Here is a 23457-nt window from a genome sequence, read left to right on the forward strand (position 1 = left end):
CCGTCACTTGACGAATCCCATATCTTCCATCGGCCAGAAGATCAGGCTCGTGCTGCCGATGATTTCATCGAACGGGATGACGCCGATGTGGCGGGAATCCTTGCTGAACCGCCGGTTATCCCCCATGACGAAAACATGGCCTTCCGGAACGGTTTCCCGCTGGATTTTGTCTTCGAGCGTAAAGTCCTCGGTCAGGGTTCCGTCCGTGACCGCCTCCTTGTACTCATCCAGGTACGGTTCATCATAAGCTTCCCCGTTGATGAACAGCTGATCATCCCGGTACTCGATATGATCGCCCGGAAGCCCGATGACCCGCTTGATGTAGTCTTTCTGTTCCGGTGCATGGAAGACGACGATATCGAACCGTTCCGGCTCGCCGATCGTGTAGCCGATTTTGTTGACGATCATCTTGTCGCCATCCTCGAGCGTCGGCATCATGGACTCCCCGTCTACGACAATGGGCGTAAAGAGGAAATACCGGATGATGGCAGCCAGCCCGAACGCGATGAGAAGGACTTTCGTCCATTCCCACAGCTCATTTTTCTTTGTCTCTTCTGTCATCCCGTTGGCCTCCCTGTTCAATCTGATTCCATTATAGAGTTTATGGAAGACTGAGGCAAAAAGAAAAGGAGCCGGACAGGCCGGCCCCTTTCGATGTCGATTATCGGATTTCTTTGATGCGGGCAGCTTTTCCGCGAAGGTTGCGGAGGTAGTACAGTTTCGCACGGCGTACTTTACCGCGGCGAATCACTTCAAGTTTCGCGATTTTTGGCGTGTGCACAGGGAATGTACGCTCAACTCCTACACCGTAGGAAATCTTGCGGACTGTAAATGTCTCGCTGATGCCGCCGCCGCGACGCTTGATGACAACCCCTTCGTAAACCTGGATCCGCTCACGCGTACCCTCGACGACTTTCACGTGTACACGTACCGTGTCGCCCGGGCGGAATGCCGGAAGGTCTGTACGAAGTTGTTCCTTCGTGATTTCTGCAATGATGTTTTGCATGTTTTCCTCTCCTTACTACAGATGCTCATGCACGGATTGCCTTTGCAGCGGAACACCGTAATCGAGTGCTTCACGCAGAAGCACGGGACTTATCATACCACAGGAGCGGTCTCCGGGCAAGCCCGGGACTTACTCTTTTTCTTGCCAGCCGAGCCTGCGGAGCACTTCCTTCTGACGGCCGGTAAGTTCAGTTTCCCCGAGGAGGTCGGGCCTCCGTTCAAATGTGCGCTTGAGCGACTGCTCCTCGCGCCAGCGCTCGATTTCCGCATGGTTTCCGGACATTAGGACATCGGGCACTTTCATCCCCCTGAAGTCCGCCGGGCGGGTGTAATGGGGATGTTCCAGGAACCCCGTAGAGAACGAATCGAGTGCAGGGGATTCCTCATTTCCGAGCACGCCCGGCAGGAGCCGGACGACACTGTCGATGACCGTCATCGCCGCAAGTTCCCCTCCGGTGAGGACAAAGTCGCCGATGGAGATCTCGTCGGTGATGAGGTGTTCGCGGATGCGTTCGTCATAGCCCTCATAGTGCCCGCACAGGAAGATGAGATCGTCTTCCTTCGCCAGCTCCTCGGCCTTTTTCTGGGTGAACCGTTCTCCCTGCGGGCACATAAGGATGATTCTTGGTGAGCGGCCGTCCGAGAGGTTTTCCACGGCGCGGAAAAGCGGCTCCGGCTTCAGGACCATGCCCGCACCGCCGCCGTATGGATAATCGTCGACCTTATGGTGCTTGTCCGTGGCGAATTCGCGGAAATCCCGAACCGCGAGGCTTACGGCACCACTTTCCTGCGCCCGTTTCAGGATGGATGCATTGAAAACACCGCCGAACATTTCGGGGAAGATGGACAGGACCGAGATCTTCATCAGGACAACAGCCCTTCAATCGGATCAATGACAATCCGTCCGTTTTCGGGATCGATTTCCAGGACGACATCCTCGATGTACGGAATGTAGTGCATTTTGCCTTCCGGCGGCTTGACCGCCCAGACGTCATTCGCGCCCGTCTCCAGAACCTCGGTCACCTTGCCGATTTCACGGCCTTCCTGGTCGACAACCGTGCAGCCGATGATTTCATGGTAGTAGAATTCGCCTTCTTCCAGTTCCCCGAGGTCTTCATCCGACACTTTCAGGATGCCGTCACGATACTTCTCCACATCATTGATGTTCGGATGGCCCTCGAATGTAAGGAGATCGAAGTTCTTATGGACCCGGTGGGAGGCCACGGTCAGCATGACCGGCTCCTTCGCACCCGGCATGAAGAGTGCAAGGCGCGCCCCTTTCGCATAGCGCTCCTCAGGGAAATCCGTACGCGACATCACACGCACTTCCCCGCGGATGCCGTGCGTGTTGACGATTTTTCCGACGTTATACCAGTTCATCCGTCGTCCTCCTTCATCGGTTTTTCGGGGTATGAAAAAGGAAGGAACCTGAATCGTCCCTTCCTTAATCCATGATGTCGACGCGCACCCGTTTCCGGCCTGCGCCTTCAGCTGAATTTACGACAGTCCGGATCGCGGATGCCACCCGGCCCTGTTTGCCGATCACTTTCCCCATGTCTTCCGGGTGGACGGACAGCGAGCAGACGAGCCTGCCCTGCCGTTCTTCCACGCCGATCCGGACCTCATCCGGATGATCAACGAGCGGTTTGACGATCGTTTCAATCAGCTTTTTCATCATGTCGCCTCCGTCAAATTATTTTGCGGTCTTGGCGTTATGGAATTTCTCCATGATGCCCTGCGTAGCGAGCAGGTTGCGTACCGTATCAGAAGGCTTCGCGCCGTTCTGAAGCCATTTGATTGCAAGCTCTTCGTCGATCTTGAGCTCAGCCGGCGTCGTGAGCGGGTTGTATGTGCCGATCGTTTCGATCTGGCGGCCGTCACGAGGGGAACGGGAATCTGCTACTACGATACGATAGAAAGGCGTCTTTTTTGCGCCCATACGCTTAAGTCGAATTTTAACTGCCATGGTTAGCACCTCCGAATAGTTTCACACAAGATAGTATATTACCAAGTCATTATTGCTTTGTAAAGTGTTTTTTCTTAACACCTTAAATCCAGCTGATTTCCGCTACAGGCCCTCCCTTACCGCGGGCGTCGCCTTAGCCGGCGCCAGTACGGAGACTGGCGTCTGTGCGCAGCGCGAAGCGTTGCGCGACATCCTCGGGGACTTCGGCTAACGCTTTTCCCGCAGGTGTCTCGGGCCTTTCGCTTCAATCAGACAGACGGGCATTTTCACATCAAAATTAAGCAACTTACTTAAACAGCGAGTCGAGGCCCGGCATTTTCATTTTGCGTTTGCCTTTGCCCTGCTGCATGTTCGACATCTGTTTCATCATCTTTTTCATCTCGTCGAATTGCTTGAGCAGGCGGTTCACTTCCTGGATGCTCGTGCCGGAGCCGCGCGCAATGCGCTTTTTGCGGCTGGAGTTGATGATTTCGGGTTTGGACTTTTCCTCGGTCGTCATGGATTTGATGACGGCCTCTACCCGCCCCATCTGTTTTTCGTCCACCTTCACGTTGTCGATGCCCTTGATCTTGCCTGCGCCCGGAAGCATTTTGAGGATCTCATCAAGAGGCCCCATCTGCTTCACCTGCTCCAGCTGCTCAAGGAAGTCGTCGAACGTGAACGACTGGTCCCGGAACTTCTGTTCCAGTTCCTTCGCTTTTTGCTCGTCGACATTGGACTGCGCCTTTTCAATCAGCGACATGACATCGCCCATCCCGAGGATCCGGGAAGCCATGCGCTCCGGATGGAACGGCTCGAGTGCGTCGAGTTTTTCTCCCATCCCGGCAAACTTGATCGGCTTTCCGGTGACGGAACGGATCGAAAGCGCCGCGCCGCCCCGGGTGTCGCCGTCCAGCTTTGTCAGGACGACGCCGGTGACCCCGACCTGCTGATCGAAGGTCTCCGCCACATTCGCGGCAACCTGGCCGGTCATCGCATCGACGACGAGGTAGACCTCATCCGGTTTCACCTCATCGTGGATATCCCGGAGTTCCTGCATGAGGTCCTCGTCGATCTGGAGCCGGCCGGCCGTGTCGATGAAGACGACATCGTGGTGGTCTTCCTTCGCCTTGGCGATGGCCTGTTTGGCGATATCAACCGGGTTTGCCTCCGTTCCGAGCTGGAAGACCGGCATGCCGAGCTGCTTGCCGATCGTCTCCAGCTGCTGGATCGCGGCTGGCCGGTAAACGTCGGCAGCGGCCAGGAGCGGTTTCCGGTTGTATTTCTTCCGGATGAGGTTTGCGAGCTTGCCGGTTGTCGTGGTTTTCCCGGCACCCTGCAGTCCGACCATCATAATGACGGTCGGCGGTTTTTTCGCAAATGTGATCGTCTCGGCTTCGCCGCCCATGAGGGCCGCCAGTTCGTCACGGACGATCTTGACGACCTGCTGTCCCGGCGTCAGGCTTTCCATGACGTCCGATCCGACGGCGCGTTCGCTCACTTTCTTGACGAATTCCTTGACGACCTTCAGGTTGACGTCGGCCTCGATCAGCGCGAATCGGACTTCGCGCATCATCTCTTTGACGTCGGCCTCGGTCACTTTCCCCTTGCCCTTGATTTTCTGAAGCGTTTGCTGCAGGCGCTCGCCCAATCCTTCAAATGCCATCGATTGCCCGCCTCCTATCAGTCGAATTCTTTCAGTTCATGCAGACGCCGGATCAGGTCCCCGGCATCCGTCCCGCCGCGTTCCACATCGGCCACAAGTGCATCAACGGCTTCGCGCCGTTGGAGGAACTTGCCGAAAAGCTGGAGCTTCTGCTCGTACTCTTCGAGCATGGCTTCTGTGCGGCGGATATTGTCATAGACCGCCTGGCGGGAGACGTCATACTGTTCCGCAATCTCCCCCAGGGACAGGTCGTTCAGGTAATACAGGTCCATATAGCTCCGTTGCTTCTCGGTCAGGAGTGCCTGATAGAAGTCAAACAGGAAGTTCATCCGGGTCGTTTTTTCAAGCAGCATCAAAGCCCCTCCTTCCCGTCTCCGTCAAGAGCATTCTATACAGGGCTGATCGTCCTGTCAAGTAAATCCCCTTGTCTTTCACTCTTCCCCCGGAGTCTCCCCTCCGAGTGTCTCGGCTTCCTGCTCGAGGCCCTCGGCGAAGAGACCGTAAACATACCGTTCTGCGTCAAACGGCTGGAGATCTTCCACGCCTTCCCCGAGACCGACAAACTTGACCGGAATGCCAAGCTTGTTGCGAATGGCGAGGACTATTCCGCCTTTCGCGGTGCCGTCCAGCTTAGTCAGGACGATGCCAGTGACTTTCGTGGCTTCCTTAAATGTCTCGGCCTGGATGAGGGCGTTCTGTCCGGTCGTCGCATCGAGCGCCAGCAAGGTTTCATGCGGTGCGCCCGGCAGCTCCCGGCCGATTACCCTGTGCACCTTCTCGAGCTCGTTCATCAGGTTGACTTTATTTTGGAGGCGCCCGGCCGTATCGCAGATCAGCACATCCACTTTCCGGTTCTTCGCTGCCCTCACCGCATCATACATGACTGCCGCAGGATCCGAATTCTCCGCCTGGCGGATTACTTCAGCCCCGACCCGGTCTCCCCATACCTGGAGCTGGTCAATCGCTCCGGCACGGAACGTATCCCCGGCAGCGAGCATGACCGTCTTGCCTTCCCCGATGAACCGGTTGGCCAGTTTGCCGATCGTCGTCGTCTTGCCGACGCCATTCACGCCCACGAGAAGGATGACAGTCGGTCCCTCTTCCTGCATATTGAGGCCGCCTTCGCCCTCTTCTCCTTTGCGGTAGATATCGACCAGCTTCTCGGAAATGGCGGTCTGGATTCCTTCCGTATCCTTGACGTTCCGTCGCTGCACTTCGAAACGGAGGTCATCCATCAGCTGCATGACCGTCTCGAATCCGACATCCGCCTGAAGCAGGAGATCCTCCAGCTCCTCGAAAAAGTCCTCATCCACCTTCCGGTAACGGGCGATGAGGTCATTCACCTTAGAAGTAAACGATGTTCTCGTCTTTTCCAGCCCGTCCTTATATTTTTCCGTCGTTTCATCCGGCTTGCCGGTCATTTTCTCTTTCAGCTTCTTGAAAAAACTCATAATCCCGCTCCTTCCGTGCCGGCCCCGACAGACGGGACAGGCTCCTCGTATTCCACTTCGCTGCCTTCCGTCAGCCTCACGGAGACCGGTTTCGAGATGCCGGACTCCTGCATGGTGATGCCGTAAAGCACGTCGGCGCCTTCCATCGTCCCCTTCCGGTGGGTGATGACGATGAACTGCGTCTCGCTGCTGAATTTCTTCAGGTAATCGCTGTAGCGGAGCACATTGGCCTCGTCAAGCGCTGCTTCGACTTCATCAAGCACACAGAACGGCACCGGCCGGACTTTCAGGATGGCAAAAAGCAGTGCGATCGCGGTCAATGCCCGCTCACCGCCCGAAAGCAGGCTCAGGTTCTGCAGTTTCTTGCCCGGCGGACATGCCACGATATCAATGCCGGTCCGGAGCATGTCGTCCGGATCGGTGAGGACCAGCTCTGTCCTGCCCCCGCCAAACAGCTCCTTGAAGACGATGCCGAACTGACGGCTGACCGCATGGAACGTGCTGCTGAACCGTTCGGTTACTTCGGTGTCCATCTCGTCGATGGCGCTCTCAAGCGTCTCTTTGGCCTCGAGCAGATCATTGCGCTGATCCGTAAGGAACGCATGGCGCTCCGATACAGTTTCAAATTCTTCAATTGATGCGGTGTTGACCGGTCCCAGCTCCTCGATAGACTGCTTCAGGAGCCGCACTTTCCTACGGGCTTCCTCCGGGCCGAGATTTTCAGGGAACCGGATCCCTTCAACCGGGAGTTCATCGATCCCGTAGTCATCCTCAAGGGAGCTGCGGAGTGATTCAAGCTCATAGGTGATCCGGCCGGCGATGAGCTCGGATTCCCGGACGGATGCGGAATGTGTTGCTCTCGTTTCGGCTGCACGCCGGAATCTGCCTTCCGCGGACGCGATGGATTGCTGAAGCGATTCCCGCTGATCAAGAGCGGCTGACAGGTCTTTTTCAAGGGCGGCCTTTTTCTCTTTCCATTCACGCAGTTCATTCTCGGCTTCTTCGGGGCTTGAGCCGGCATCCCCTCCGGCTGTCCACTCCATCTCTTCCCGGAGACGCTCTGCCCTGGCAAGGCGCCCGGAAAGCTCTTCCTCGACGGAAGCGGCGGCCGATTCTGCCTGCGCCAGCTGCTCGGCAAGAACTGCGGCTTCCTGCCTCAGCTCACCGAGCCGGTTGTTCATCCGGTCGCGCTCGGTTCGCCCCTCTTCATAAAGGCCCGTCATCTCTTCGATCTCCTTGGATGCCCGGCCAAGTTCTTCCTTGAGGGAAGTCTGCCGTGATTCGGCTTCCAGGATGCGATCCCGGATTCCCGAGGCAAGGACCGTCGTGCCGGATTCCTCGTCGCCGAACAGGGAAAGACGGTCGGCCAGGCGCCTCTCGGCCGCCTTCAGCTCCGCGACCCGGCCGACTGATGCGACTTCCTTCTCCGTCAGTGCTTCACGTTCTTCCCTCACCCGTTCATGGTTCCCCGATTCTTCCGCGAGCTGCTGTTTCAGCAGGGCAATGGCCTTTTCAGCATTGCCGATCGACTTTTCGAGCCGGCCGGCATCTTCGGTGACCTGTTCGAGCTCCGCTTTTCTCATGAAAATCGGATTGCCCCGATCTGTTCCGCCGCCGGTCATGGAACCTCCGGCATTGACAACGTCGCCGTCAAGCGTCACGACACGGTAGCGGTGACCGGTCATTCCTGCAATTTCATTGGCACCTTTCAGGGTTCGGGAGATGAGTACGTTTCCTAGCAGGTTCTGCACGATCGGCATGTACTTTTGCTCCGCCGTCACGACCGTATCCCCCGTTCCTACAAAATCCCCATGCGAAGAAGCGCGGGAAAGGGAGGAAGCATCCACCCGACGCGGCTTCATGACAGAAAGCGGAAGGAATGTCGCCCGGCCCTTCCGGCTGTTTTTCAGGTAGCCGATCGCCCGGCGGGCATCGGCTTCCGTGACGGTGACAATATTCTGTGCAGCTGCGCCGAGGGCCGTTTCTGCGGCACCAGCAAATTCTTTTTTTACGTCGACAAGCGAGGCGACTGCCCCTTCAATGCCGTCCAGGCGATTGCTTTCGGCCGCGCGGAGCACTTCCCGGACACCGGTATGGAATCCGGCGAATTCCGCTTCCATCGAAAGAAGGGCCTCCCGCCGCCCCTTCAGCTTTTCAAGGAGGCTGTATGCCTTGTACAGCTGCTCCTGTTTCCCGTTTAGCTCGGCGGCAGTCTGCTCCCTGGACGATGCCAGATCCGTTTCATCGGACCTTACGGCTGACAGCCGCTCTTTCAGGGCGGTGAGTTCCCGTTCCGCCTCGGCAAGCGCTGCGGAGGCCTCCTCCCATTCTGCACGGGCCTCTCCCGCACGCGTCCGGTTCCGCTCGGCGGATACGGCCTGATACTCGAGCTGCTGCCCGAGATGCTTGAGTTCATTTTTCACGGCTGCTTCTTCGTTGAGCAGCTCGATATAGGCGGATTTCAGCTCGTCGATCTTGCGGGCCGTCTCATCCAGCGGGCGGTCCATGACTTCCTGCAGTCGCCGGATTTCGGATCGGATCTCCCGGAGGGCCTTTTTCCGGATGTTTGCTTCCTGCCCGGCTTGCTCTTTCCGCTGTCTGAGTCTTTCTGCCGCTTCTACTGTTTCTGCCAGGTCTTCCCGCAGTCTTTCCAGCTGCCGCTCTGCATGGGTCTTCCTCTCGGCAAGCACCTGTTTTCGGCCTTCCCATTTCTCAACGTTCGCCGCCGCTTCTGCGAGCGCGGTGTGCAGGCCGTCAATCCTTGCAGCAAGCGTTTCCGCTTCACTGCGGTGACGGCCGAGTTCTGATTCGTGGCGTGCGGCTTCTTCGGCAGTGGCCTGCTCGAGCCCTGTTGCCTCTTCCAGGCGCTTTCGGATTTCCGCCAGCTGCTTTTCATTTTCCCGGATGTCATGTGAAAGCAGAGCAGTGCCGATTTCACTCAGCTCTCCGGACATCGCGAGGTAATCCTTCGCGGCGGATGCCTGTATCCGGAGCGGTTCGAGGCGCCCGTCCAGTTCATGGAGAATGTCGAGGACCCGGTTCAGGTTATCTTCCGTTTCGAAGAGCTTATGTTCAGCCTTGCGGCGGCGCTGCTTATACTTGAGCACGCCCGCCGCTTCCTCGAAGATCGCACGGCGGTCTTCCGGCTTGCTGTTCAGAATTTCATCGACCCGGCCCTGCGAAATAACGGAAAACGCTTCTTTGCCGAGTCCCGAATCCATGAACAGATCGACGATATCCCGGAGCCGGCAGTCCTGCCGGTTGATCTGGTATTCGCTGTCCCCCGAGCGGAACACGCGGCGCGTGACGCTGATTTCACTAAAGTCGAGCGGCACGCGGCCATCCGAGTTGTCAAGAATCAGCGTGACCTCGGCAAAATTCAGCGCCTTCCTCGAGTCACTCCCGGAGAAGATGACGTCTTCCATCTTGCCTCCCCGGAGGGTTTTTGCCGACTGTTCGCCGAGGACCCAGCGGATAGCATCGGTGATGTTGCTTTTTCCGCTTCCATTCGGGCCGACAACCGCGGTCACCCCCGGCACAAAGTCCAGGCCGATTCGTTCACCGAACGACTTGAACCCGATAATTTCGAGTCGCTTCAGATACAAATCATTCCGCCTGCCCTTCAGTTTTGCGCAGTTCGCTGATGGCGTGGCGGGCCGCCAGCTGCTCCGCCTCTTTCTTCGACTTGCCCTCTCCGCGGCCCAGTTCATCGCCGCCGATCGTAACGGCCGATACGAACACGCGATCATGCGCAGGTCCCTTTTCGTCCACAATCCGGTAGTTGAGCTGGCCGCTGGATGACTGCTGCACCATTTCCTGAAGCTGGCTCTTGTAATCCATCACATGGGAAAAAGCACCGACCTTCACTTTCGGGAAGACGATCCGTTCAAGGAACCCGACGACTTTGTCGAATCCGTTGTCCAGATAAAGGGCGCCGATGAATGCTTCAAACACATCGGCCAGAAGGGAGGGACGTGTGCGGCCGCCGGTCTGCTCTTCGCCTTTTCCGAGCAGCACGTAGCGGCCGAAATCCAGCTCGTCCGCAAACTGTACGAGGGACGGTTCGCAGACGATCGCGGCACGCAGCTTGGTCAGTTCGCCTTCGCTCATGGATGGATAAGTTTCAAACAAAAAACGGGAGACGGCAAGTTCCAGGACGGCATCACCCAGAAATTCAAGGCGCTCGTTGTCGTCATGGATCCTCCTCCTGTGCTCGTTCACATACGAGGAGTGTGTGAATGCACGGTACAGGAGGGTCGGGTCACTGAATGTGAAGCCGATGTTCTCCTCAAAATCGGCAAATCGCTTATGGACAGATTCCGGATAGGAACCTTTTTTGATGTGGCGCTCTTTTTTGTTCATAGTCATCAGATCTGCCTTTCCGTTGTGGATATATGCTAAGTTTACCCCTTTCGGCAGGGTAACGCAAAACGGCAAAAGAGGCTGGCGCCCGTCCGTCTCCGGACTGCTCGCCTGCCTCTTCAAAACCGATTACGCGGTCTTTTCTTCAATATAAGAAACTGCGTCTCCGACAGTTCCGATCTTCTCCGCATCTTCGTCGGAGATTTCAAGGTCGAATTCGTCCTCAAGCTCCATGACGAGCTCCACGACGTCAAGAGAGTCCGCACCAAGATCCTCACGGAAGGATGCCTCAGTTTTTACTTCGCTCTCATCAACGCCGAGACGGTCGACGATCACCTTTGTCACACGTTCCAGAACAGTTGCCAATACGTTCACCTCCTCTCACGGGAGAGTCTGTTTATCGGCCCGCTTCGGGCGGATGCCTTCCACTTTTCCGGCCACCCAACCAGTATGACAGGCTGACCGTTCAGGGACAAGGGGTTACATGACCATTCCGCCGTCAACATGAAGTGTCTGGCCGGTGATGTATGCAGAATCCTCCGAAGCAAGGAAGACGACGGCACGGGCCACGTGTTCCGGATCTCCGAGCCTGCCGAGCGGAATCTGGCCCAGCATGGCTGCCTTCACGTCTTCGGGAAGCTTGTCCGTCATATCCGTCGTGATGAATCCGGGTGCTACCGAGTTGACCCGGATTCCGCGTGCAGCCAGTTCCTTGGCCGCCGTCTTCGTCAGTCCGATGACGCCCGCCTTTGCAGCAACGTAGTTGGCCTGGCCGGGATTTCCCGCGACGCCGACGACGGATGCCAGATTGATAATCGTGCCTGACCGTTTCTTCATCATCGGCCGCGCGACGGCCTTTGTGCAGAGAAAGACCCCTTTCAGGTTGGTCGACAGCACGTCGTCCCATTCTTCCTCTTTCATGCGCATGAGGAGGTTATCCTTCGTGATGCCCGCATTGTTGACAAGAATGTCGACGGCGCCGAAGCGCTCCATAGTCCCGTCCACAAGCTGCTTGACGTCTTCCTGGTTGCTGACCGATGCGCGGATGGCAAATGCCTCTCCGCCGGCTTCCTCGATCATCCTGACCGTCTCCGCAGCCTTTTCTTCGCTGCCTGCGAAGTTTACGGCTACCTTTGCGCCTTCTTGTGCAAGGGCGATGGCAATGGCTCGGCCGATGCCGCGGGAAGCCCCCGTCACAATAGCGGATTTACCGGTAAGTTTGCCCATTTCACGACCACCCTTTCGCCGTCTCGACGGCCTTGTTCAATGTTTCTGTATCTTCAACCCTGAGAACAGTGGCGGAACGGTCGATTTTCCGGATGAGTCCGGACAGTACGCCTCCCGGTCCGCACTCGATAAAGAGTGTCACACCGAGATCCATCATGTTCCGGACGGATTCTTCCCAGCGCACAGGTGAATACAGCTGTTCCACAAGAAGCTGCTTTGTCTGTTCGGGATCCTGCACGGGTTCCGCGGTGACATTTGCAATAACAGGAATTTCCGCCTCGGCAAACCCGACGGAATCGAGCTGCTGCTGGAGTTTCTGTGCCGCCGGCTTCATGAGCGAAGAGTGGAACGGCCCGCTCACGTCAAGCGGGATTGCCCGTTTGGCGCCTGCCGCCTTTGCCGCCTCGCAGGCAAGCTCGACACCGCGGCTGCTGCCCGAGATGACAATCTGGCCCGGACAATTCAGATTGGCCGGCTGTACAGGGTGCCCCTCTTTGGTCACGTCGTCGGTGACGCGTTTCAGTTCTTCTGCACCGAGTCCAAGGATGGCTGCCATCGAGCCTTCTCCTGCCGGGACGGCATCGTTCATGTACAGGCCTCTGCGGTGAACCGTTTCCGCAGCATCACCAAATGTCAGGACACCGGCCGAAACAAGCGCTGTGTATTCACCGAGGCTGTGCCCGGCAGCATAGTCCGGACGGATGCCCGCTTCCTTCAGCGCCGCGTCGATCGCCGCGCCTGCCGTCAGCAGCGCAGGCTGCGCATGATAGGTGAGTGTCAGTTCTTCCTGAGGACCTTCCTGCATCAGTCCGCTCAGACCGATGCCCAGGCGGCTGTCCGCTTCATCAGCGAAACTTCTGTAACCGGCGCCGCTGCCGATAAATTCCGAGGCCATGCCGACTTTCTGCGAGCCCTGGCCAGGGAAGACAAATGCGATCTTACTCATGTTTCCCCATCCTTCCGATCGTCTCTCCGATGTGTTCCGTCACGCCTTGGCCGGCCATGGTCCTGGCCTGGCGGATGGCGTTCATGACGGCGTTGGCATTTGAGGAGCCGTGTGCCTTGATCAGCGGTGCATTCAGGCCGAACAGGCCGGCACCGCCGTACTCTGTATAATCCATTTTCGTTTTCAGGTCCTTCAGCCCGTCCTTGGCGAGGAGACCGGCAATCTTCCCTTTTGCATTCGACATGAAGGCGTCTTTGATCATGGACATGAGACCCTGAGCGGTTCCTTCGATCGTCTTCAGCACCATGTTGCCGGTGAAGCCGTCGGTCACGACAACGTCGGCGACTCCTGTCAGCAGATCCCTCGCCTCCACATTTCCGATGAAGTTGACCGGAGATGCGGCAATGAGGGCGTGGGCCTCCTTGGTCAGTTCATTTCCCTTATTTTCTTCGGTGCCGATATTGAGAAGACCGACCCGGGGATTTTGGATCCCGCGTACCTGCTCGGCATAGATACTGCCCATAATCGCGTACTGCACAAGGTGCTGCGGCTTGGCGTCCGCATTTGCCCCCATGTCAAGCATGACAAAACCGTTTCCGTCAAGGGTCGGAAGGGTCGGTGCAAGTGCCGGCCGGTCGACCCCGGCCAGACGGCCGACAACGAAGAGACCGGCAGCCATGAGTGCGCCTGTATTTCCGGCGCTGACGCCCGCATCGGCCTCCCCGTCGCGCACTGCCTGTGCCATGCGAACCATGGATGAGTCCTTTTTCCGCCGGACGGCACGGACCGGTTCGTCTTCCCCTTCGATTTTCTCGGTGCAATGGATGACCTCGAGGCGCTCATGCGCCCCGATCATCTGACCGATTTTGCCGGAATCCCCGTAAAGCCTGATCCGGATGTCCGGGAAAACCTCAAGTGCCTGTCGCACTCCTTCAACCGCCGCACCGGGGGCGTGGTCGCCCCCCATTCCGTCTACTGCTATGATCATGATTGTCCCTCTTTTCCGCTCTCGTGGGTCCGGTACATTTCAAATGTTCCGGTGAAAACAGGCTCGTCGCCCACCGTCGAGATGACTTCCACGATCGACCTGCGGGGCCGTCCGTCCGGCCGGACCGCCGCTTTGGCGACGACACGCTCTCCCGCCCTCACCGGTTTGATGAAGCTCAGCGATGATGCCGCGGTAAGCGCAAGCTCGTCGTCGATGACCGCCACCGCAAGGGAGTTGGCCTGCGCGAACAGATGGTGCCCCCTCGCAATGCCGTTTCGCTGGAAGACGTGGTCCTTCGTGACGTCGAACACGGACACCGCCCGCTTGTCCAGCTCAATATCGATGATGTCGCCGATCACTTCGTCGATCGGCAGCGACTTTACGTCATCAAGCGAGCGGACGGCCACATCTTTCAGGCGTTCCCGCAGTTCAGGTATCCCCTTCTCCATCCGGTCAAGCCGGATGGTCTGGACACTGACTCCGAAGTATTCGGCAAGATCGCCGTCAGTAAGCAGCGGATTCTCCTCCAGCAGTGAAGAGAGGCGTGCCTGACGCTCTCGTTTCTGCAGTTTCATGTTTTCACCACCGGATTTAGCACTTGGTACTAATATGAGTATATAAAACAGGCGGGGCAGATTGCAACCATGCTTGAAAACTTTGCTTTTTGCAGTGTGGCTAATGCTCTTAAATCCTGTAGTCATAGTAGTGTATAACCCCATTGAACTACAGTTCACTCTAAAAAACACACCGGATTTCCACTCCAGTCCCTCGCTTACCGCGGTCGTTGCCTTAGCCGATGCCAATACGCAGATTGGCATCTGCGTGCAAAAGCGCAGCGTTGAGGAGCAGGCAATAAGAGACTGGCGTCAGTGCGCAGCGCGAAGTGTTGCGCGACATCCTCGGGATCTTCGGCTAACGCTTTCCCCACAGGTGTCTCGGACCTTCCGCTCCAATCCTCCATGGGGCTTATTGCATTAAACGGTTTAGGGCTAAACAAATTAAGAGACTAAACAATACCAGTTGAAACCGAATAGAACCATCTCCCTATTCATCCCCTTGGCGCCGTTCATCGTTGCGAACAAAGGCGGATATGTCAATGTCTCAATGAACTATGGCAACGTCTTATTGCATTATGTTAACGTCTCATAGACCTATAGCAACGTTTGCAGTGCAACTAGATCGTCTCGCATTCTATCCTCCGTCAATTGTATTTTTGAAACAAAAAATCCGGCAAACGGATTCGAGTCAATCGATCCGTTCGTCGGACAGGACCCCGGACTGTTCAATCATTGTCCGGAGAGGTTCATATTCAGGATCATTCCAGAAGGACTCGGACGCGATGAGCTGTTCGGCATCCAGTCTGGCTGTATTAAGCGCACGATAGTCATGGACGGGGTCTGCCACTTTGAAGTCCGGCATGCCGCTCTGCTTTTTCCCGAAAAAGTCTCCCGGGCCGCGAAGCTCGAGATCCTTTTCAGCAAGGCGGAAGCCGTCGTTCGTCTCGGTCATCGACTGCATCCGTTCCTTGCCGATTTCCGTTTTCGGGTCTGCAAGGAGCACGCAATAAGACTTGTGCGCGCCGCGTCCGACACGTCCGCGCAGCTGGTGCAGCTGTGCAAGACCGAAACGCTCGGCATCCGAGATGACCATGAACGATGCATTCGGAACGTTCACGCCGACTTCGACGACCGTCGTCGATACGAGCACGTGAAGCCCGCATTCTGAGAATTCCCGCATGACCGCTTCCTTATCGTCGGGATGCAGGCGTCCGTGCATGAGCCCGACGTTGAACCTGCCGCCGAAATACTGCCGGATCTGTTCGTACATGTCAACCGCATTCTGGACGTCGAGCTTGTCGGACTCTTCGATGAGCGGGCAGATGACGTATGCCTGGCGGCCCTGCCCGAGTTCCCTTCCCATCCGCTTGAGGACGGCCGGGAGCGCATCACGCTTTGTCCAGTAGGTTTCGATCGGCTGGCGTCCCGCCGGCATCTCGTCAAGGATGGAAACATCCATCTCACCAAATGCCGTGATGGCGAGCGTCCGGGGAATCGGCGTCGCCGTCATGAACAGCACATCCGGGTCCTCCCCTTTCTCCTTCAGGATCCGGCGCTGCTCCACTCCGAAACGGTGCTGCTCGTCCGTGATGACCAGCCCGAGTTTCCTGAATACCACGTCAGGCTGGATCAGGGCATGCGTACCGATGACCAGATCGATCTCGCCCTCCGCAAGTTTTTCCAGGATGATCCGGCGTGCCTTCGCCTTCGTGGAACCCGAGAGCAGGGCGATGCGGACACCGAAGGGCTCCAGCCAATCCGCCAATGTCTGGGCATGCTGCTCGGCGAGGATTTCCGTCGGAGCCATGAGCGCCCCCTGCGCGCCGGCTGTGATGGCCGCATAAAGGCCGATCGCCGCCACGGCGGTCTTCCCTGATCCCACGTCACCCTGAAGGAGCCGGTTCATGCGCACCGGCTCCTTCAGCTCTGCACAAAGCTCATTGACAACCCTTTTTTGAGCGCCCGTGAGCTCGAATGGCAGTGAGGCGATGAAAACTCTCAGCTTCTCCAGATCATAATGGAGTTCCGTCCCCTTGCCCGTTTCTTTTCTGACCTTTTTGATCGCCTGCATCTTCAGCTGATAGCCGAGGAACTCCTCGTAGACAAACCGGCGGCGGGCATGCTTTACATGTTCCGCATCACGCGGAAAATGCATGCCTTCAAGCGCTTCCGCGATTCCTGGCAGCTTGTATTTCTCCAGGAGTTCGGCAGGCATCGGATCCGGCAGGTCGCCCGCAACCGCATCAAGGGCCGCACGGATGTACCGGCGGATGGTCTTCTGATGCATGCCGCCCTTCAAGCTGTAGACCGGCTCAAAATCCTCCCCGGCCTGCTTCGGGCCTTCCTTGAATGAGCTGACATTAATGACCTGTCGTCCGCGGTCCCACTTTCCGGTGACCGTGATCGTCATCCCCGGTGTCAGCCGATGCTTAAGATAATGCTGGTTAAAGAATACGACCTTTACGAGATGGCGTCCCGCAAGCATACGGATCTGCAGCCTTGACCTGTTTTTTCCCGAAAAGAAAACGGAAGGCTCGCTTTCGACCCTTCCTTCAATGGTGACCCGTTCTTCGTGGGGCGTTTCCGCCAGATCCTTCAGACGGTTGTCCTCGTGGCGGTAAGGAAACATCATGACAAGGTCACCGACTGTCCGGACACCCAGATTCTCAAGGGATGCGGCCGCTTCTTTTCCGACGCCTTTAAGAGCGGTGACCGGTTCAGTCAGCCACACTTTCTGCCGCCTTCTTTCCGAAGATCTCCGCCTCGAGCCGCTTGCCCGTCGGTGTCGCAGCCAAGCCGCCTTTTGCTGTCTCGCGCAAAGCTGACGGCATTGACCGTCCGATCCGGTGCATGGCTTCGATTACTTCGTCGGTCGGGATCACACTTGTAACGCCGGCAAGCGCCATATCCGCTCCGACCAGCGCCTTGGCGGCCCCCATAGCATTACGCTTGACGCACGGCACTTCAACCAGTCCCGCCACCGGGTCGCAGACCAGTCCGAGCATATTCTTCATGACGATGGAAAACGCCTCGGCACTTTGCTGCGGCGTTCCGCCGGCCATTTCTACAATCGCCGCGGCAGCCATCGATGCGGCCGACCCGGTTTCCGCCTGACAGCCGCCCGCGGCCCCGGAAATGGATGCGTTGTTCGCCACGACAAATCCGAATGCACCCGATGTGAACAGGAAGTTGATCATCTGCTCGCGCGTCGGGTTCAGCTTGTCCTTTACGGCAAACAGTGTGCCCGGCACGATACCCGCAGCCCCGGCTGTTGGTGTCGCGCAGATCATGCCCATTGCTGCGTTGACTTCATTGGTCGCGACTGCTTTGCTGACGGCATCCAGAAGAAGATCTCCGGAAAGCGATTTGCCGCTCTTGATGTAGTTCTGGATCAGGACTGCGTCGCCCCCGGTCAGCCCGGACGTCGAACTGACGCCTTTTAGCCCTTTTTCGACCGCCTCTTCCATCACTTCAAGGTTGCGCTCCATCTGTTTGATCACATCTTCGCGCGAACGCTTGGTGATTTGCATCTCCTGCTCGATCATAATTTCAGAAATCGGCCGCCCGGATTCCTCCGCCAGCCCGATCAGTTCTTTAACTGTTGAAAATAGAATATCCAATGGGAATGCCCCCTTATCAGTCTGCAAGTATGGAAACTTGAGTCACATTGTCCAGGTCAGTGATGAGACGGATCATGGAGTCGGTGATAATCTGGTCGACTTCGATGACCATCAGTGCCATCTCGCCTTTTTCTTTCCGCCCGCACTCCATATGTGCGATGTTGATGCCGTCAGCCGCAAGTGCATTTGCAACACTGGCGATGACGCCGGGACGGTCGTGATGGACGATCAGCAGCGCCGGATAGTGGCCGGTCAGCCTCAGCGTGAAACCGTTCAGTTCCGTCACTTCCATCTTTCCGCCGCCGATCGAAATACCCGTCAATTCCATTTCTCCGTCAGCGTCACCGATCCGGATTTTTGCCGTATTCGGATGCTCCGGCTCTTCGGACTCCGTAATGAATTCGAATTTCAGCCCGACCTGTTCCGCTTCATCGAAGGCTGTGCGGATCCGTTCGTCATCCGTATCATAGTCCAGCAGCCCGCCGACGATCGCGACATCGGTGCCGTGGCCCTTGTAAGTTTCCGCAAATGATCCGTACAGGCGGATTTCCGCCCAGTCAGGCTGGCGCCCGAACAGTGTCCTGGCCACACGGCCGATCCGTGCCGCTCCCGCTGTATGCGAAGATGAGGGCCCGACCATGACCGGACCGATAATATCAAAAACCGATCTGAATTTCATAAGCTGCAGTCCTCCTTAGGGCCGTTTTCCCTATTTTACATGATTTCACGACTTTTCTCAAAAACACACGTTCGTGCAAGCGCTTACCACTGCCTCTATAAAACAGCGCACCGGTTTGTCCGGTGCGCCAGTGATTATTCCGAAGAAATAATATACGGGTAGAGCGGCTGCTTTCCTTCGTGGATTTCCACTTCCACATCCGGATACTGTTCCTCAATGTATGCGCCGAGTTCATCCGCTCCCTGACGCGTCGCACCCTCACCGTAGAGGATGGTTACGATTTCTGATTCCTCGTCGACAATCTCCGGGATCAGGGATTCGGTGACGCTTTTGAGCGAAGGGTCGGAGTTGACGATTTTGCCGTCCGCCATTCCCATAAAGGAGCCTTTGCTGATTTTGACGCCGTCGATGGTTGTATCACGTACGGCTGTCGTCACCTGTCCGGTTCGGACATGCGAGAACGCTTCCGTCATGGAAGCCGCGTTGTCGGAAACCGGTGCCTCCGGATTAAAGGCAAGGATGGCCGCCAGCCCCTGGGGTACATTTTTAGTCGGGACAACCGCAGCCTCAATGCCGGATACTTCCGCGGCCTGTTCGGCAGCCATGACGATATTTTTGTTGTTCGGAAGGATCAGTGCACGTTCCGCGCCGACTTCCCTGATCGCCTTGACAATGTCTTCCGTCGAAGGGTTCATCGTCTGGCCGCCCTCAATCACATACGAGGCACCGATGCTGCGGAAAAGCTCGGCGATTCCCGGGCCCATCGAAACCGTGATGATGGCATACGGATGTTTGGCAGTCGACTTTGCCGTGCGTGCAGGCTCGTCCTTCTCCAGGATGGCCGTGTGCTGCTCGCGCATGTTTTCGATTTTGATCTTGATCAGGCTGCCGTACTTCTTGCCGTAGGAAAGTACTTCCCCCGGCTCTTCCGAGTGGATATGTACTTTTGCGATCTCGTCGTCGGAAATGACCAGAAGCGAATCTCCGTAGGCGCTGAGATCATCCCGGAACTTCGATTCATCAAACGGATTACCGGCAGTTTTGTCTTCTTCGAAGCGCACCATGAATTCCGTGCAGTAGCCGAATTCGATTTCGGATGTATCCATGAAGCCCTGGATACTTTTGTGGTGCTCTGCGCTGACGAGATCATCCATGGACGCCTGCACCGTCATTTCGGGCAGTGCCTCTCCCCTGAGCGCGGAAAGGAACCCTTCATAGACGAAAACAAGCCCTTGGCCGCCGCTGTCAACGACACCGACTTCCTTGAGGACCGGCAACAGGTCGGGCGTTCTTTTAAGCGAAGCTTTCGCCTCGTCAGTGAGCGCCTCCATCACCTTGATGATGTCCGATTCAGTTTCAGCGGCCTCAACCGCTTTTTTTGCGGCATCTTTCGCGACAGTGAGGATCGTGCCCTCGACCGGCTTCATGACTGCCTTGTAGGCGGTGTCCACGCCCGCCTGGAATGCGCCTGCGAACTCCTTCGCATCCAGCGCCTCTTTATCCTCGATCGCCTTGCCGAAACCGCGGAAAAGCTGGGAAAGGATCACACCTGAATTCCCGCGCGCGCCCATGAGCAGACCCTTGGAAAGAGCCTGCGCAGTCCTGCCGATATGGTCGTTTGCTGCCTGTTCCGTCTCTTTCGCGCCGGATGTCATGGACAGATTCATGTTCGTCCCCGTATCGCCGTCCGGCACGGGAAAAACGTTGAGCGAATCGACGTAGTCCGCATTATTGGAAAGGTGATGGGAGCCCATCATCACCATTTCCGCAAATCGATGTCCATCTAATTCTTTCATAAACGTTCGCTTCCTCCTTTTACAGGTTCGTCACTCGGACTCCCTGGACAAAAATATTGACGGAGCTGACCGTCATTCCCAATAGTTTGCTCAATGTATATTTCACTTTGGATTGGACCTGGTATGCGACCTCGGAAATCTTCACGCCATAGCCGACGATGACATACATGTCGATATGGAGATCTTCTCCGATAGAACGGACGATCACACCTCTGGTGAAGTTTTCCTTTCGGAGGATGTCGGTCAGGCCGTCCCGGATCTGATGGCGGGATGCCATCCCGACGATTCCGTAGCACTCGACCGCTGCGCCGCCGGCCACCTGTGCGATCACATCATTCGAGATTTCAATTGTACCGAATTCATTTTTGAGTCCGATCGACATGGTAACGCCCCCTGTGAAGTGCATTTTGGCTAACGTCATTGTACACTACTGACCTGGAATAGAAAAGACACACCGAAGGCTCCTGCGATGCCTGTAAAGTGTTTTTTCTTGATGGATGCCGTAAACCTATTGCATCGCCGGCTCATTTATGCTAAATTATTTTAGTATGTGAGATGGCGAACAGACGGGATTCCGTCTTCATCTTCACCGAAGAGGAGGGAAAAACATGCCTAAGAAATGTGTAATCACAGGCCGCAAAGCAAGCGCCGGCAACAACCGCTCCCACGCGATGAACGCAAACCGCCGCACTTGGGGTGCCAACCTTCAAAAAGTGCGCATCATGGTGGACGGCAAGCCGAAGCGCGTATGGGTTTCCGCACGCGCCCTGAAATCCGGTAAAGTCCAGCGCGTCTGACCTGTTAAATATCGCAAAAAGAAATGCCGAGCTGACCTGAGTCAGCTCGGCATTTTGCTTTTTCTCCGTTTCTTCTTCTTTACGTTCGCAACCGGCTTCTGTTCCTCACGCTGGAAAAGCTGCAGGCACTTGCGCGCAAAGCTGCTCACCATTTTGGGCAGCTGGAATGTGTACACTCTCATCTCGTCCGCTCCTTTCAGGCATCGGTGCTTCTTACAACCAAACATATGCCTGTCTCGAATGAGATAGTACATTCCGCGCCGGCGGTTTCATTGCTCGTGAAGAGAGTCGTCCCCGGCCGGATCTCCGCATTTTCCGCTTCATACCTGAATCCCTTGAGCGTCATCCCGGTCACCGGTCCGCCAAATGAAAAGAAAGAAATATACCGGTATGCCCCGTCATCCTGCAGCACATGGCTGCCCGGACGGAGAAAGCAAAGTTCATTATTCGGATCGAGGATCCTGAATCTGATCTCCGGATGATTTTCCTGCAGCCGGTAAACGGCGTGCATGGCCGACTGCGCATGGTCGAGCCGTCCGCCCGTCACCCCTGTGAGCGTGACGGTCCCGGGTTCCAGACGGACCGCACCGGCCAGCGCCAGTTCCGTATCTGTCTCATCCTTCTCCTCGCCGACGCAGATGACCCGATCCGAAGATGAGGAAATTTCCCGGAACTCTTCTTCCATGACGGAGTCGAAGTCGCCGATGGACAGGGCGGGCCGTATGCCGAGTCGCACAAGGCGGAGCGCACCGCGGTCAGCCCCTATAAAAATGGTGCCCGCTCCCGCATCCGTTCTGATCCCTGCAACACCCGGACCTCCCGCCACGACCACAACCTCACGGATCATTGGAGTGCCGATACCCCCGCTTCGCGGATCGCGGCAATTGCTGCCGCCCGGTCGTCCTTATTATATATCGCAGAACCGGCCACGAATACATTTGCTCCCGCCTTGGCGCATTCCGCGATCGTGTCAGCGGTGATGCCGCCGTCCACTTCAATCTCGGTGGAAAGGCCCCGTTCACGGATCATTGCGCATACTTTGGAAATCTTCGGTACCACTTCCCGGATAAACGACTGGCCGCCGAACCCGGGGTTGACTGTCATGAGCAGCACCATATCCAGGTCATCGATTACATACTCGAGAACCTCATGGGGAGTATGGGGGTTCAGGACAACCCCCGCCTTTACTCCGTGCGAACGGATCAGCTGGACGGTCCGGTGGAGGTGGGTGCATGCCTCCGCATGCACGGTGATAATGTCCGCCCCCGCCTCCGCAAAATCGGCGATATAGCGGTCCGGATCCGAAATCATCAGGTGTACGTCAAGCGGAAGGTCCGTTACGGGACGCAGCGCCCTGACAATATTCGGTCCCAGGGTGATGTTCGGCACAAAGTGCCCGTCCATCACATCTACGTGAATGTAGTCGGCTCCCGCCTGTTCGACTTCCCTGACTTCCTCACCGAGTTTCGAAAAATCGGCGGAAAGGATGGATGGTGCAATTTTGATCATGATGGATACCTCGGCTTTCGGTCTATGATTTCCTGCAGGAACTGTACGTAATGGTCATACCTGAATTGTTCGGCTTCCCCGGACTCGACCGCGGCCTTCACCGCGCACTTCGGCTCCTTCAGGTGCAGACAGCCCCTGAACTTGCAGTTCTCGGAAAGCTCCGCGAATTCGGCGAAGCAGCCGGAAAGTTCCTCTTTCTCAACGTGGTCAAAGTCGAGCGAGCTGAAGCCTGGAGTATCGGCGACCAGGCCCCCGGCGAACTCGATGAGTTCCACGTGCCGGGTCGTATGCCTGCCGCGTCCGAGCGAGTCGGATATTTCGTCTGTTTTCAGTTCGAGTTCCGGCATGAGCGTATTAAGCAGGGTCGACTTTCCGACACCCGACTGTCCGGTCAGCACAGTCGTCTTCCCCCTGATGACCGGACCGAGTATTTCGGCGATCGATCCGTCTCCCATACCGGTTTTCATCACTGTATAGCCGATTTCCCGGTAGTATTCCGTGTACCGCCGGATTTCGGCTACACTGCTCTCGTCCAGCAAATCGGTCTTGGTCAGGATAATGATTGGCTCGACTCCATAAGATTCGATGACGGCGAGAAACCGGTCCAGCAGCTTCGGCGAAAAGTTCGGCTCCCTGACCGAGAAAACGAGGAGCGCCTGGTCGACGTTGGCGATCGGCGGCCGGACCAGTTCGTTCTTGCGCTCATGGACGTTCACAATGACCGCGTCATTTTCACCGTCTTTTTCGTAGTCGACAAAGTCTCCGACGAGCGGGGTGACTCCGCGTACCCTGAATACCCCCCGGCCTTTGCTGCGCACCGTCTCGCCATCGTCATACAAATAGTAGAACCCGCTCAGTGCCTTGCGGATGTGGCCCTGTTTCAAACTTTCACCTTCCCTTTTCCGGAAT

At 56.8% G+C, this 23457-nt stretch carries 26 protein-coding genes; 1 reads left to right on the top strand and 25 read right to left on the bottom strand.

The window, feature by feature from the left end; genetic code table 11:
* Positions 1–3: 3 nt before the first annotated feature.
* From lepB to AV656_RS04870, 21 genes are all read right to left on the bottom strand, one after another.
* Complete coding sequence (lepB, locus tag AV656_RS04770) at positions 4–561, bottom strand: signal peptidase I (protein WP_063179418.1); 558 nt, start codon at positions 559–561, stop codon at positions 4–6.
* Between the two features lie 100 nt (positions 562–661).
* A complete protein-coding gene (rplS, locus tag AV656_RS04775; RefSeq protein ID WP_063179420.1) occupies positions 662–1006 on the bottom strand; it encodes a 50S ribosomal protein L19 in 345 nt (114 codons plus the stop codon).
* A 129-nt stretch (positions 1007–1135) separates the two neighbouring features.
* Complete coding sequence (gene trmD / locus AV656_RS04780) at positions 1136–1870, bottom strand: tRNA (guanosine(37)-N1)-methyltransferase TrmD (RefSeq protein ID WP_063179422.1); 735 nt, start codon at positions 1868–1870, stop codon at positions 1136–1138.
* Entirely contained in the window at positions 1870–2385 is a 516-nt protein-coding gene (rimM, locus tag AV656_RS04785; RefSeq protein WP_063179424.1) for a ribosome maturation factor RimM, read from the bottom strand. Before rimM ends, trmD begins: the two co-directional genes overlap by 1 nt.
* Before the next feature lie 64 nt (positions 2386–2449).
* Complete coding sequence (locus tag AV656_RS04790; RefSeq protein WP_063179426.1) at positions 2450–2680, bottom strand: KH domain-containing protein; 231 nt, start codon at positions 2678–2680, stop codon at positions 2450–2452.
* 18 nt (positions 2681–2698) lie between these two features.
* Positions 2699–2971: a 30S ribosomal protein S16 gene (gene rpsP, locus AV656_RS04795; RefSeq protein ID WP_063179428.1), complete on the bottom strand. Its 273-nt coding sequence runs from the start codon at positions 2969–2971 to the stop codon at positions 2699–2701.
* 286 nt (positions 2972–3257) lie between these two features.
* Positions 3258–4616, bottom strand: coding sequence for a signal recognition particle protein (gene ffh / locus AV656_RS04800; RefSeq protein ID WP_063179430.1), 1359 nt, complete (start codon positions 4614–4616; stop codon positions 3258–3260).
* Between the two features lie 17 nt (positions 4617–4633).
* A complete protein-coding gene (locus AV656_RS04805) occupies positions 4634–4969 on the bottom strand; it encodes a putative DNA-binding protein (protein WP_063179432.1) in 336 nt (111 codons plus the stop codon).
* A gap of 78 nt (positions 4970–5047) precedes the next feature.
* The gene (gene ftsY, locus AV656_RS04810) at positions 5048–6067 is read right to left on the bottom strand and encodes a signal recognition particle-docking protein FtsY (RefSeq protein WP_063179434.1); all 1020 of its coding nucleotides are present in this window, start codon (positions 6065–6067) and stop codon (positions 5048–5050) included.
* On the bottom strand, positions 6064–9672 hold the full coding sequence (gene smc / locus AV656_RS04815; protein WP_063179436.1) for a chromosome segregation protein SMC: 3609 nt from the start codon (positions 9670–9672) through the stop codon (positions 6064–6066). Before smc ends, ftsY begins: the two co-directional genes overlap by 4 nt.
* Before the next feature lies 1 nt (position 9673).
* On the bottom strand, positions 9674–10435 hold the full coding sequence (gene rnc, locus AV656_RS04820) for a ribonuclease III (RefSeq protein WP_063179438.1): 762 nt from the start codon (positions 10433–10435) through the stop codon (positions 9674–9676).
* A gap of 123 nt (positions 10436–10558) precedes the next feature.
* Positions 10559–10795: an acyl carrier protein gene (gene acpP, locus AV656_RS04825; protein ID WP_063179440.1), complete on the bottom strand. Its 237-nt coding sequence runs from the start codon at positions 10793–10795 to the stop codon at positions 10559–10561.
* 114 nt (positions 10796–10909) lie between these two features.
* Positions 10910–11656, bottom strand: a complete 747-nt coding sequence (fabG, locus tag AV656_RS04830) for a 3-oxoacyl-[acyl-carrier-protein] reductase (RefSeq protein WP_063179442.1) — start codon at positions 11654–11656, stop codon at positions 10910–10912.
* Between the two features lies 1 nt (position 11657).
* Positions 11658–12602, bottom strand: a complete 945-nt coding sequence (gene fabD, locus AV656_RS04835) for an ACP S-malonyltransferase (protein WP_063179444.1) — start codon at positions 12600–12602, stop codon at positions 11658–11660.
* The gene (gene plsX / locus AV656_RS04840; protein ID WP_063179446.1) at positions 12595–13590 is read right to left on the bottom strand and encodes a phosphate acyltransferase PlsX; all 996 of its coding nucleotides are present in this window, start codon (positions 13588–13590) and stop codon (positions 12595–12597) included. The genes fabD and plsX overlap by 8 nt, the downstream gene beginning before the upstream one ends.
* Positions 13587–14165, bottom strand: coding sequence for a transcription factor FapR (gene fapR, locus AV656_RS04845; RefSeq protein ID WP_063179448.1), 579 nt, complete (start codon positions 14163–14165; stop codon positions 13587–13589). The genes plsX and fapR overlap by 4 nt, the downstream gene beginning before the upstream one ends.
* A gap of 670 nt (positions 14166–14835) precedes the next feature.
* On the bottom strand, positions 14836–16872 hold the full coding sequence (recG, locus tag AV656_RS04850) for an ATP-dependent DNA helicase RecG (RefSeq protein ID WP_063181230.1): 2037 nt from the start codon (positions 16870–16872) through the stop codon (positions 14836–14838).
* Complete coding sequence (gene sdaAA, locus AV656_RS04855) at positions 16865–17767, bottom strand: L-serine ammonia-lyase, iron-sulfur-dependent, subunit alpha (protein WP_063179450.1); 903 nt, start codon at positions 17765–17767, stop codon at positions 16865–16867. The genes recG and sdaAA overlap by 8 nt, the downstream gene beginning before the upstream one ends.
* Positions 17768–17783: 16 nt before the next feature.
* Positions 17784–18446 (bottom strand): L-serine ammonia-lyase, iron-sulfur-dependent subunit beta, encoded by a 663-nt coding sequence (gene sdaAB, locus AV656_RS04860; RefSeq protein WP_063179452.1) that lies wholly within the window; start codon positions 18444–18446, stop codon positions 17784–17786.
* Between the two features lie 134 nt (positions 18447–18580).
* On the bottom strand, positions 18581–20242 hold the full coding sequence (locus AV656_RS04865; protein WP_063179454.1) for a DAK2 domain-containing protein: 1662 nt from the start codon (positions 20240–20242) through the stop codon (positions 18581–18583).
* Between the two features lie 19 nt (positions 20243–20261).
* The gene (locus tag AV656_RS04870) at positions 20262–20624 is read right to left on the bottom strand and encodes an Asp23/Gls24 family envelope stress response protein (protein WP_008297254.1); all 363 of its coding nucleotides are present in this window, start codon (positions 20622–20624) and stop codon (positions 20262–20264) included.
* Between the two features lie 226 nt (positions 20625–20850).
* Here AV656_RS04870 and rpmB point away from each other — a divergent pair, with 226 nt between their 5' ends.
* Positions 20851–21039, top strand: coding sequence for a 50S ribosomal protein L28 (gene rpmB / locus AV656_RS04875; protein WP_008297256.1), 189 nt, complete (start codon positions 20851–20853; stop codon positions 21037–21039).
* Between the two features lie 41 nt (positions 21040–21080).
* Here the strand turns inward: rpmB and spoVM are convergent, their stop codons facing one another.
* The 4 genes from spoVM to rsgA are packed head-to-tail and all read right to left on the bottom strand — an operon-like array spanning position 21081 to position 23432.
* Positions 21081–21221 carry a stage V sporulation protein SpoVM gene (gene spoVM, locus AV656_RS16070; protein WP_082818613.1) on the bottom strand — a complete coding sequence of 47 codons (141 nt, stop codon included), beginning with the start codon at positions 21219–21221 and terminating at the stop codon, positions 21081–21083.
* 14 nt (positions 21222–21235) lie between these two features.
* Positions 21236–21886 (bottom strand): thiamine diphosphokinase, encoded by a 651-nt coding sequence (locus tag AV656_RS04880; protein WP_063179456.1) that lies wholly within the window; start codon positions 21884–21886, stop codon positions 21236–21238.
* Positions 21883–22548 carry a ribulose-phosphate 3-epimerase gene (rpe, locus tag AV656_RS04885; RefSeq protein WP_063179458.1) on the bottom strand — a complete coding sequence of 222 codons (666 nt, stop codon included), beginning with the start codon at positions 22546–22548 and terminating at the stop codon, positions 21883–21885. The genes AV656_RS04880 and rpe overlap by 4 nt, the downstream gene beginning before the upstream one ends.
* Entirely contained in the window at positions 22545–23432 is an 888-nt protein-coding gene (rsgA, locus tag AV656_RS04890) for a ribosome small subunit-dependent GTPase A (RefSeq protein ID WP_063179459.1), read from the bottom strand. The genes rpe and rsgA overlap by 4 nt, the downstream gene beginning before the upstream one ends.
* Positions 23433–23457 lie beyond the last annotated feature (25 nt).

The organism is Bhargavaea cecembensis (assembly GCF_001619585.1).
Classification (GTDB): domain Bacteria; phylum Bacillota; class Bacilli; order Bacillales_A; family Planococcaceae; genus Bhargavaea; species Bhargavaea cecembensis_A.

Excerpts from the sequence above, each read along its gene's own strand:
- lepB (WP_063179418.1), bottom strand. The coding sequence starts at position 561 with ATGACAGAAGAGACAAAGAAAAATGAGCTGTGGGAATGGACGAAAGTC.
- rplS (WP_063179420.1), bottom strand. The coding sequence starts at position 1,006 with ATGCAAAACATCATTGCAGAAATCACGAAGGAACAACTTCGTACAGAC.
- trmD (WP_063179422.1), bottom strand. The coding sequence starts at position 1,870 with ATGAAGATCTCGGTCCTGTCCATCTTCCCCGAAATGTTCGGCGGTGTT.
- rimM (WP_063179424.1), bottom strand. The coding sequence starts at position 2,385 with ATGAACTGGTATAACGTCGGAAAAATCGTCAACACGCACGGCATCCGC.
- AV656_RS04790 (WP_063179426.1), bottom strand. The coding sequence starts at position 2,680 with ATGAAAAAGCTGATTGAAACGATCGTCAAACCGCTCGTTGATCATCCG.
- rpsP (WP_063179428.1), bottom strand. The coding sequence starts at position 2,971 with ATGGCAGTTAAAATTCGACTTAAGCGTATGGGCGCAAAAAAGACGCCT.
- ffh (WP_063179430.1), bottom strand. The coding sequence starts at position 4,616 with ATGGCATTTGAAGGATTGGGCGAGCGCCTGCAGCAAACGCTTCAGAAA.
- AV656_RS04805 (WP_063179432.1), bottom strand. The coding sequence starts at position 4,969 with ATGCTGCTTGAAAAAACGACCCGGATGAACTTCCTGTTTGACTTCTAT.
- ftsY (WP_063179434.1), bottom strand. The coding sequence starts at position 6,067 with ATGAGTTTTTTCAAGAAGCTGAAAGAGAAAATGACCGGCAAGCCGGAT.
- rnc (WP_063179438.1), bottom strand. The coding sequence starts at position 10,435 with ATGACTATGAACAAAAAAGAGCGCCACATCAAAAAAGGTTCCTATCCG.
- fabG (WP_063179442.1), bottom strand. The coding sequence starts at position 11,656 with ATGGGCAAACTTACCGGTAAATCCGCTATTGTGACGGGGGCTTCCCGC.
- fabD (WP_063179444.1), bottom strand. The coding sequence starts at position 12,602 with ATGAGTAAGATCGCATTTGTCTTCCCTGGCCAGGGCTCGCAGAAAGTC.
- plsX (WP_063179446.1), bottom strand. The coding sequence starts at position 13,590 with ATGATCATAGCAGTAGACGGAATGGGGGGCGACCACGCCCCCGGTGCG.
- fapR (WP_063179448.1), bottom strand. The coding sequence starts at position 14,165 with ATGAAACTGCAGAAACGAGAGCGTCAGGCACGCCTCTCTTCACTGCTG.
- sdaAB (WP_063179452.1), bottom strand. The coding sequence starts at position 18,446 with ATGAAATTCAGATCGGTTTTTGATATTATCGGTCCGGTCATGGTCGGG.
- AV656_RS04865 (WP_063179454.1), bottom strand. The coding sequence starts at position 20,242 with ATGAAAGAATTAGATGGACATCGATTTGCGGAAATGGTGATGATGGGC.
- AV656_RS04870 (WP_008297254.1), bottom strand. The coding sequence starts at position 20,624 with ATGTCGATCGGACTCAAAAATGAATTCGGTACAATTGAAATCTCGAAT.
- rpmB (WP_008297256.1), top strand. The coding sequence starts at position 20,851 with ATGCCTAAGAAATGTGTAATCACAGGCCGCAAAGCAAGCGCCGGCAAC.
- spoVM (WP_082818613.1), bottom strand. The coding sequence starts at position 21,221 with ATGAGAGTGTACACATTCCAGCTGCCCAAAATGGTGAGCAGCTTTGCG.
- AV656_RS04880 (WP_063179456.1), bottom strand. The coding sequence starts at position 21,886 with ATGATCCGTGAGGTTGTGGTCGTGGCGGGAGGTCCGGGTGTTGCAGGG.
- rpe (WP_063179458.1), bottom strand. The coding sequence starts at position 22,548 with ATGATCAAAATTGCACCATCCATCCTTTCCGCCGATTTTTCGAAACTC.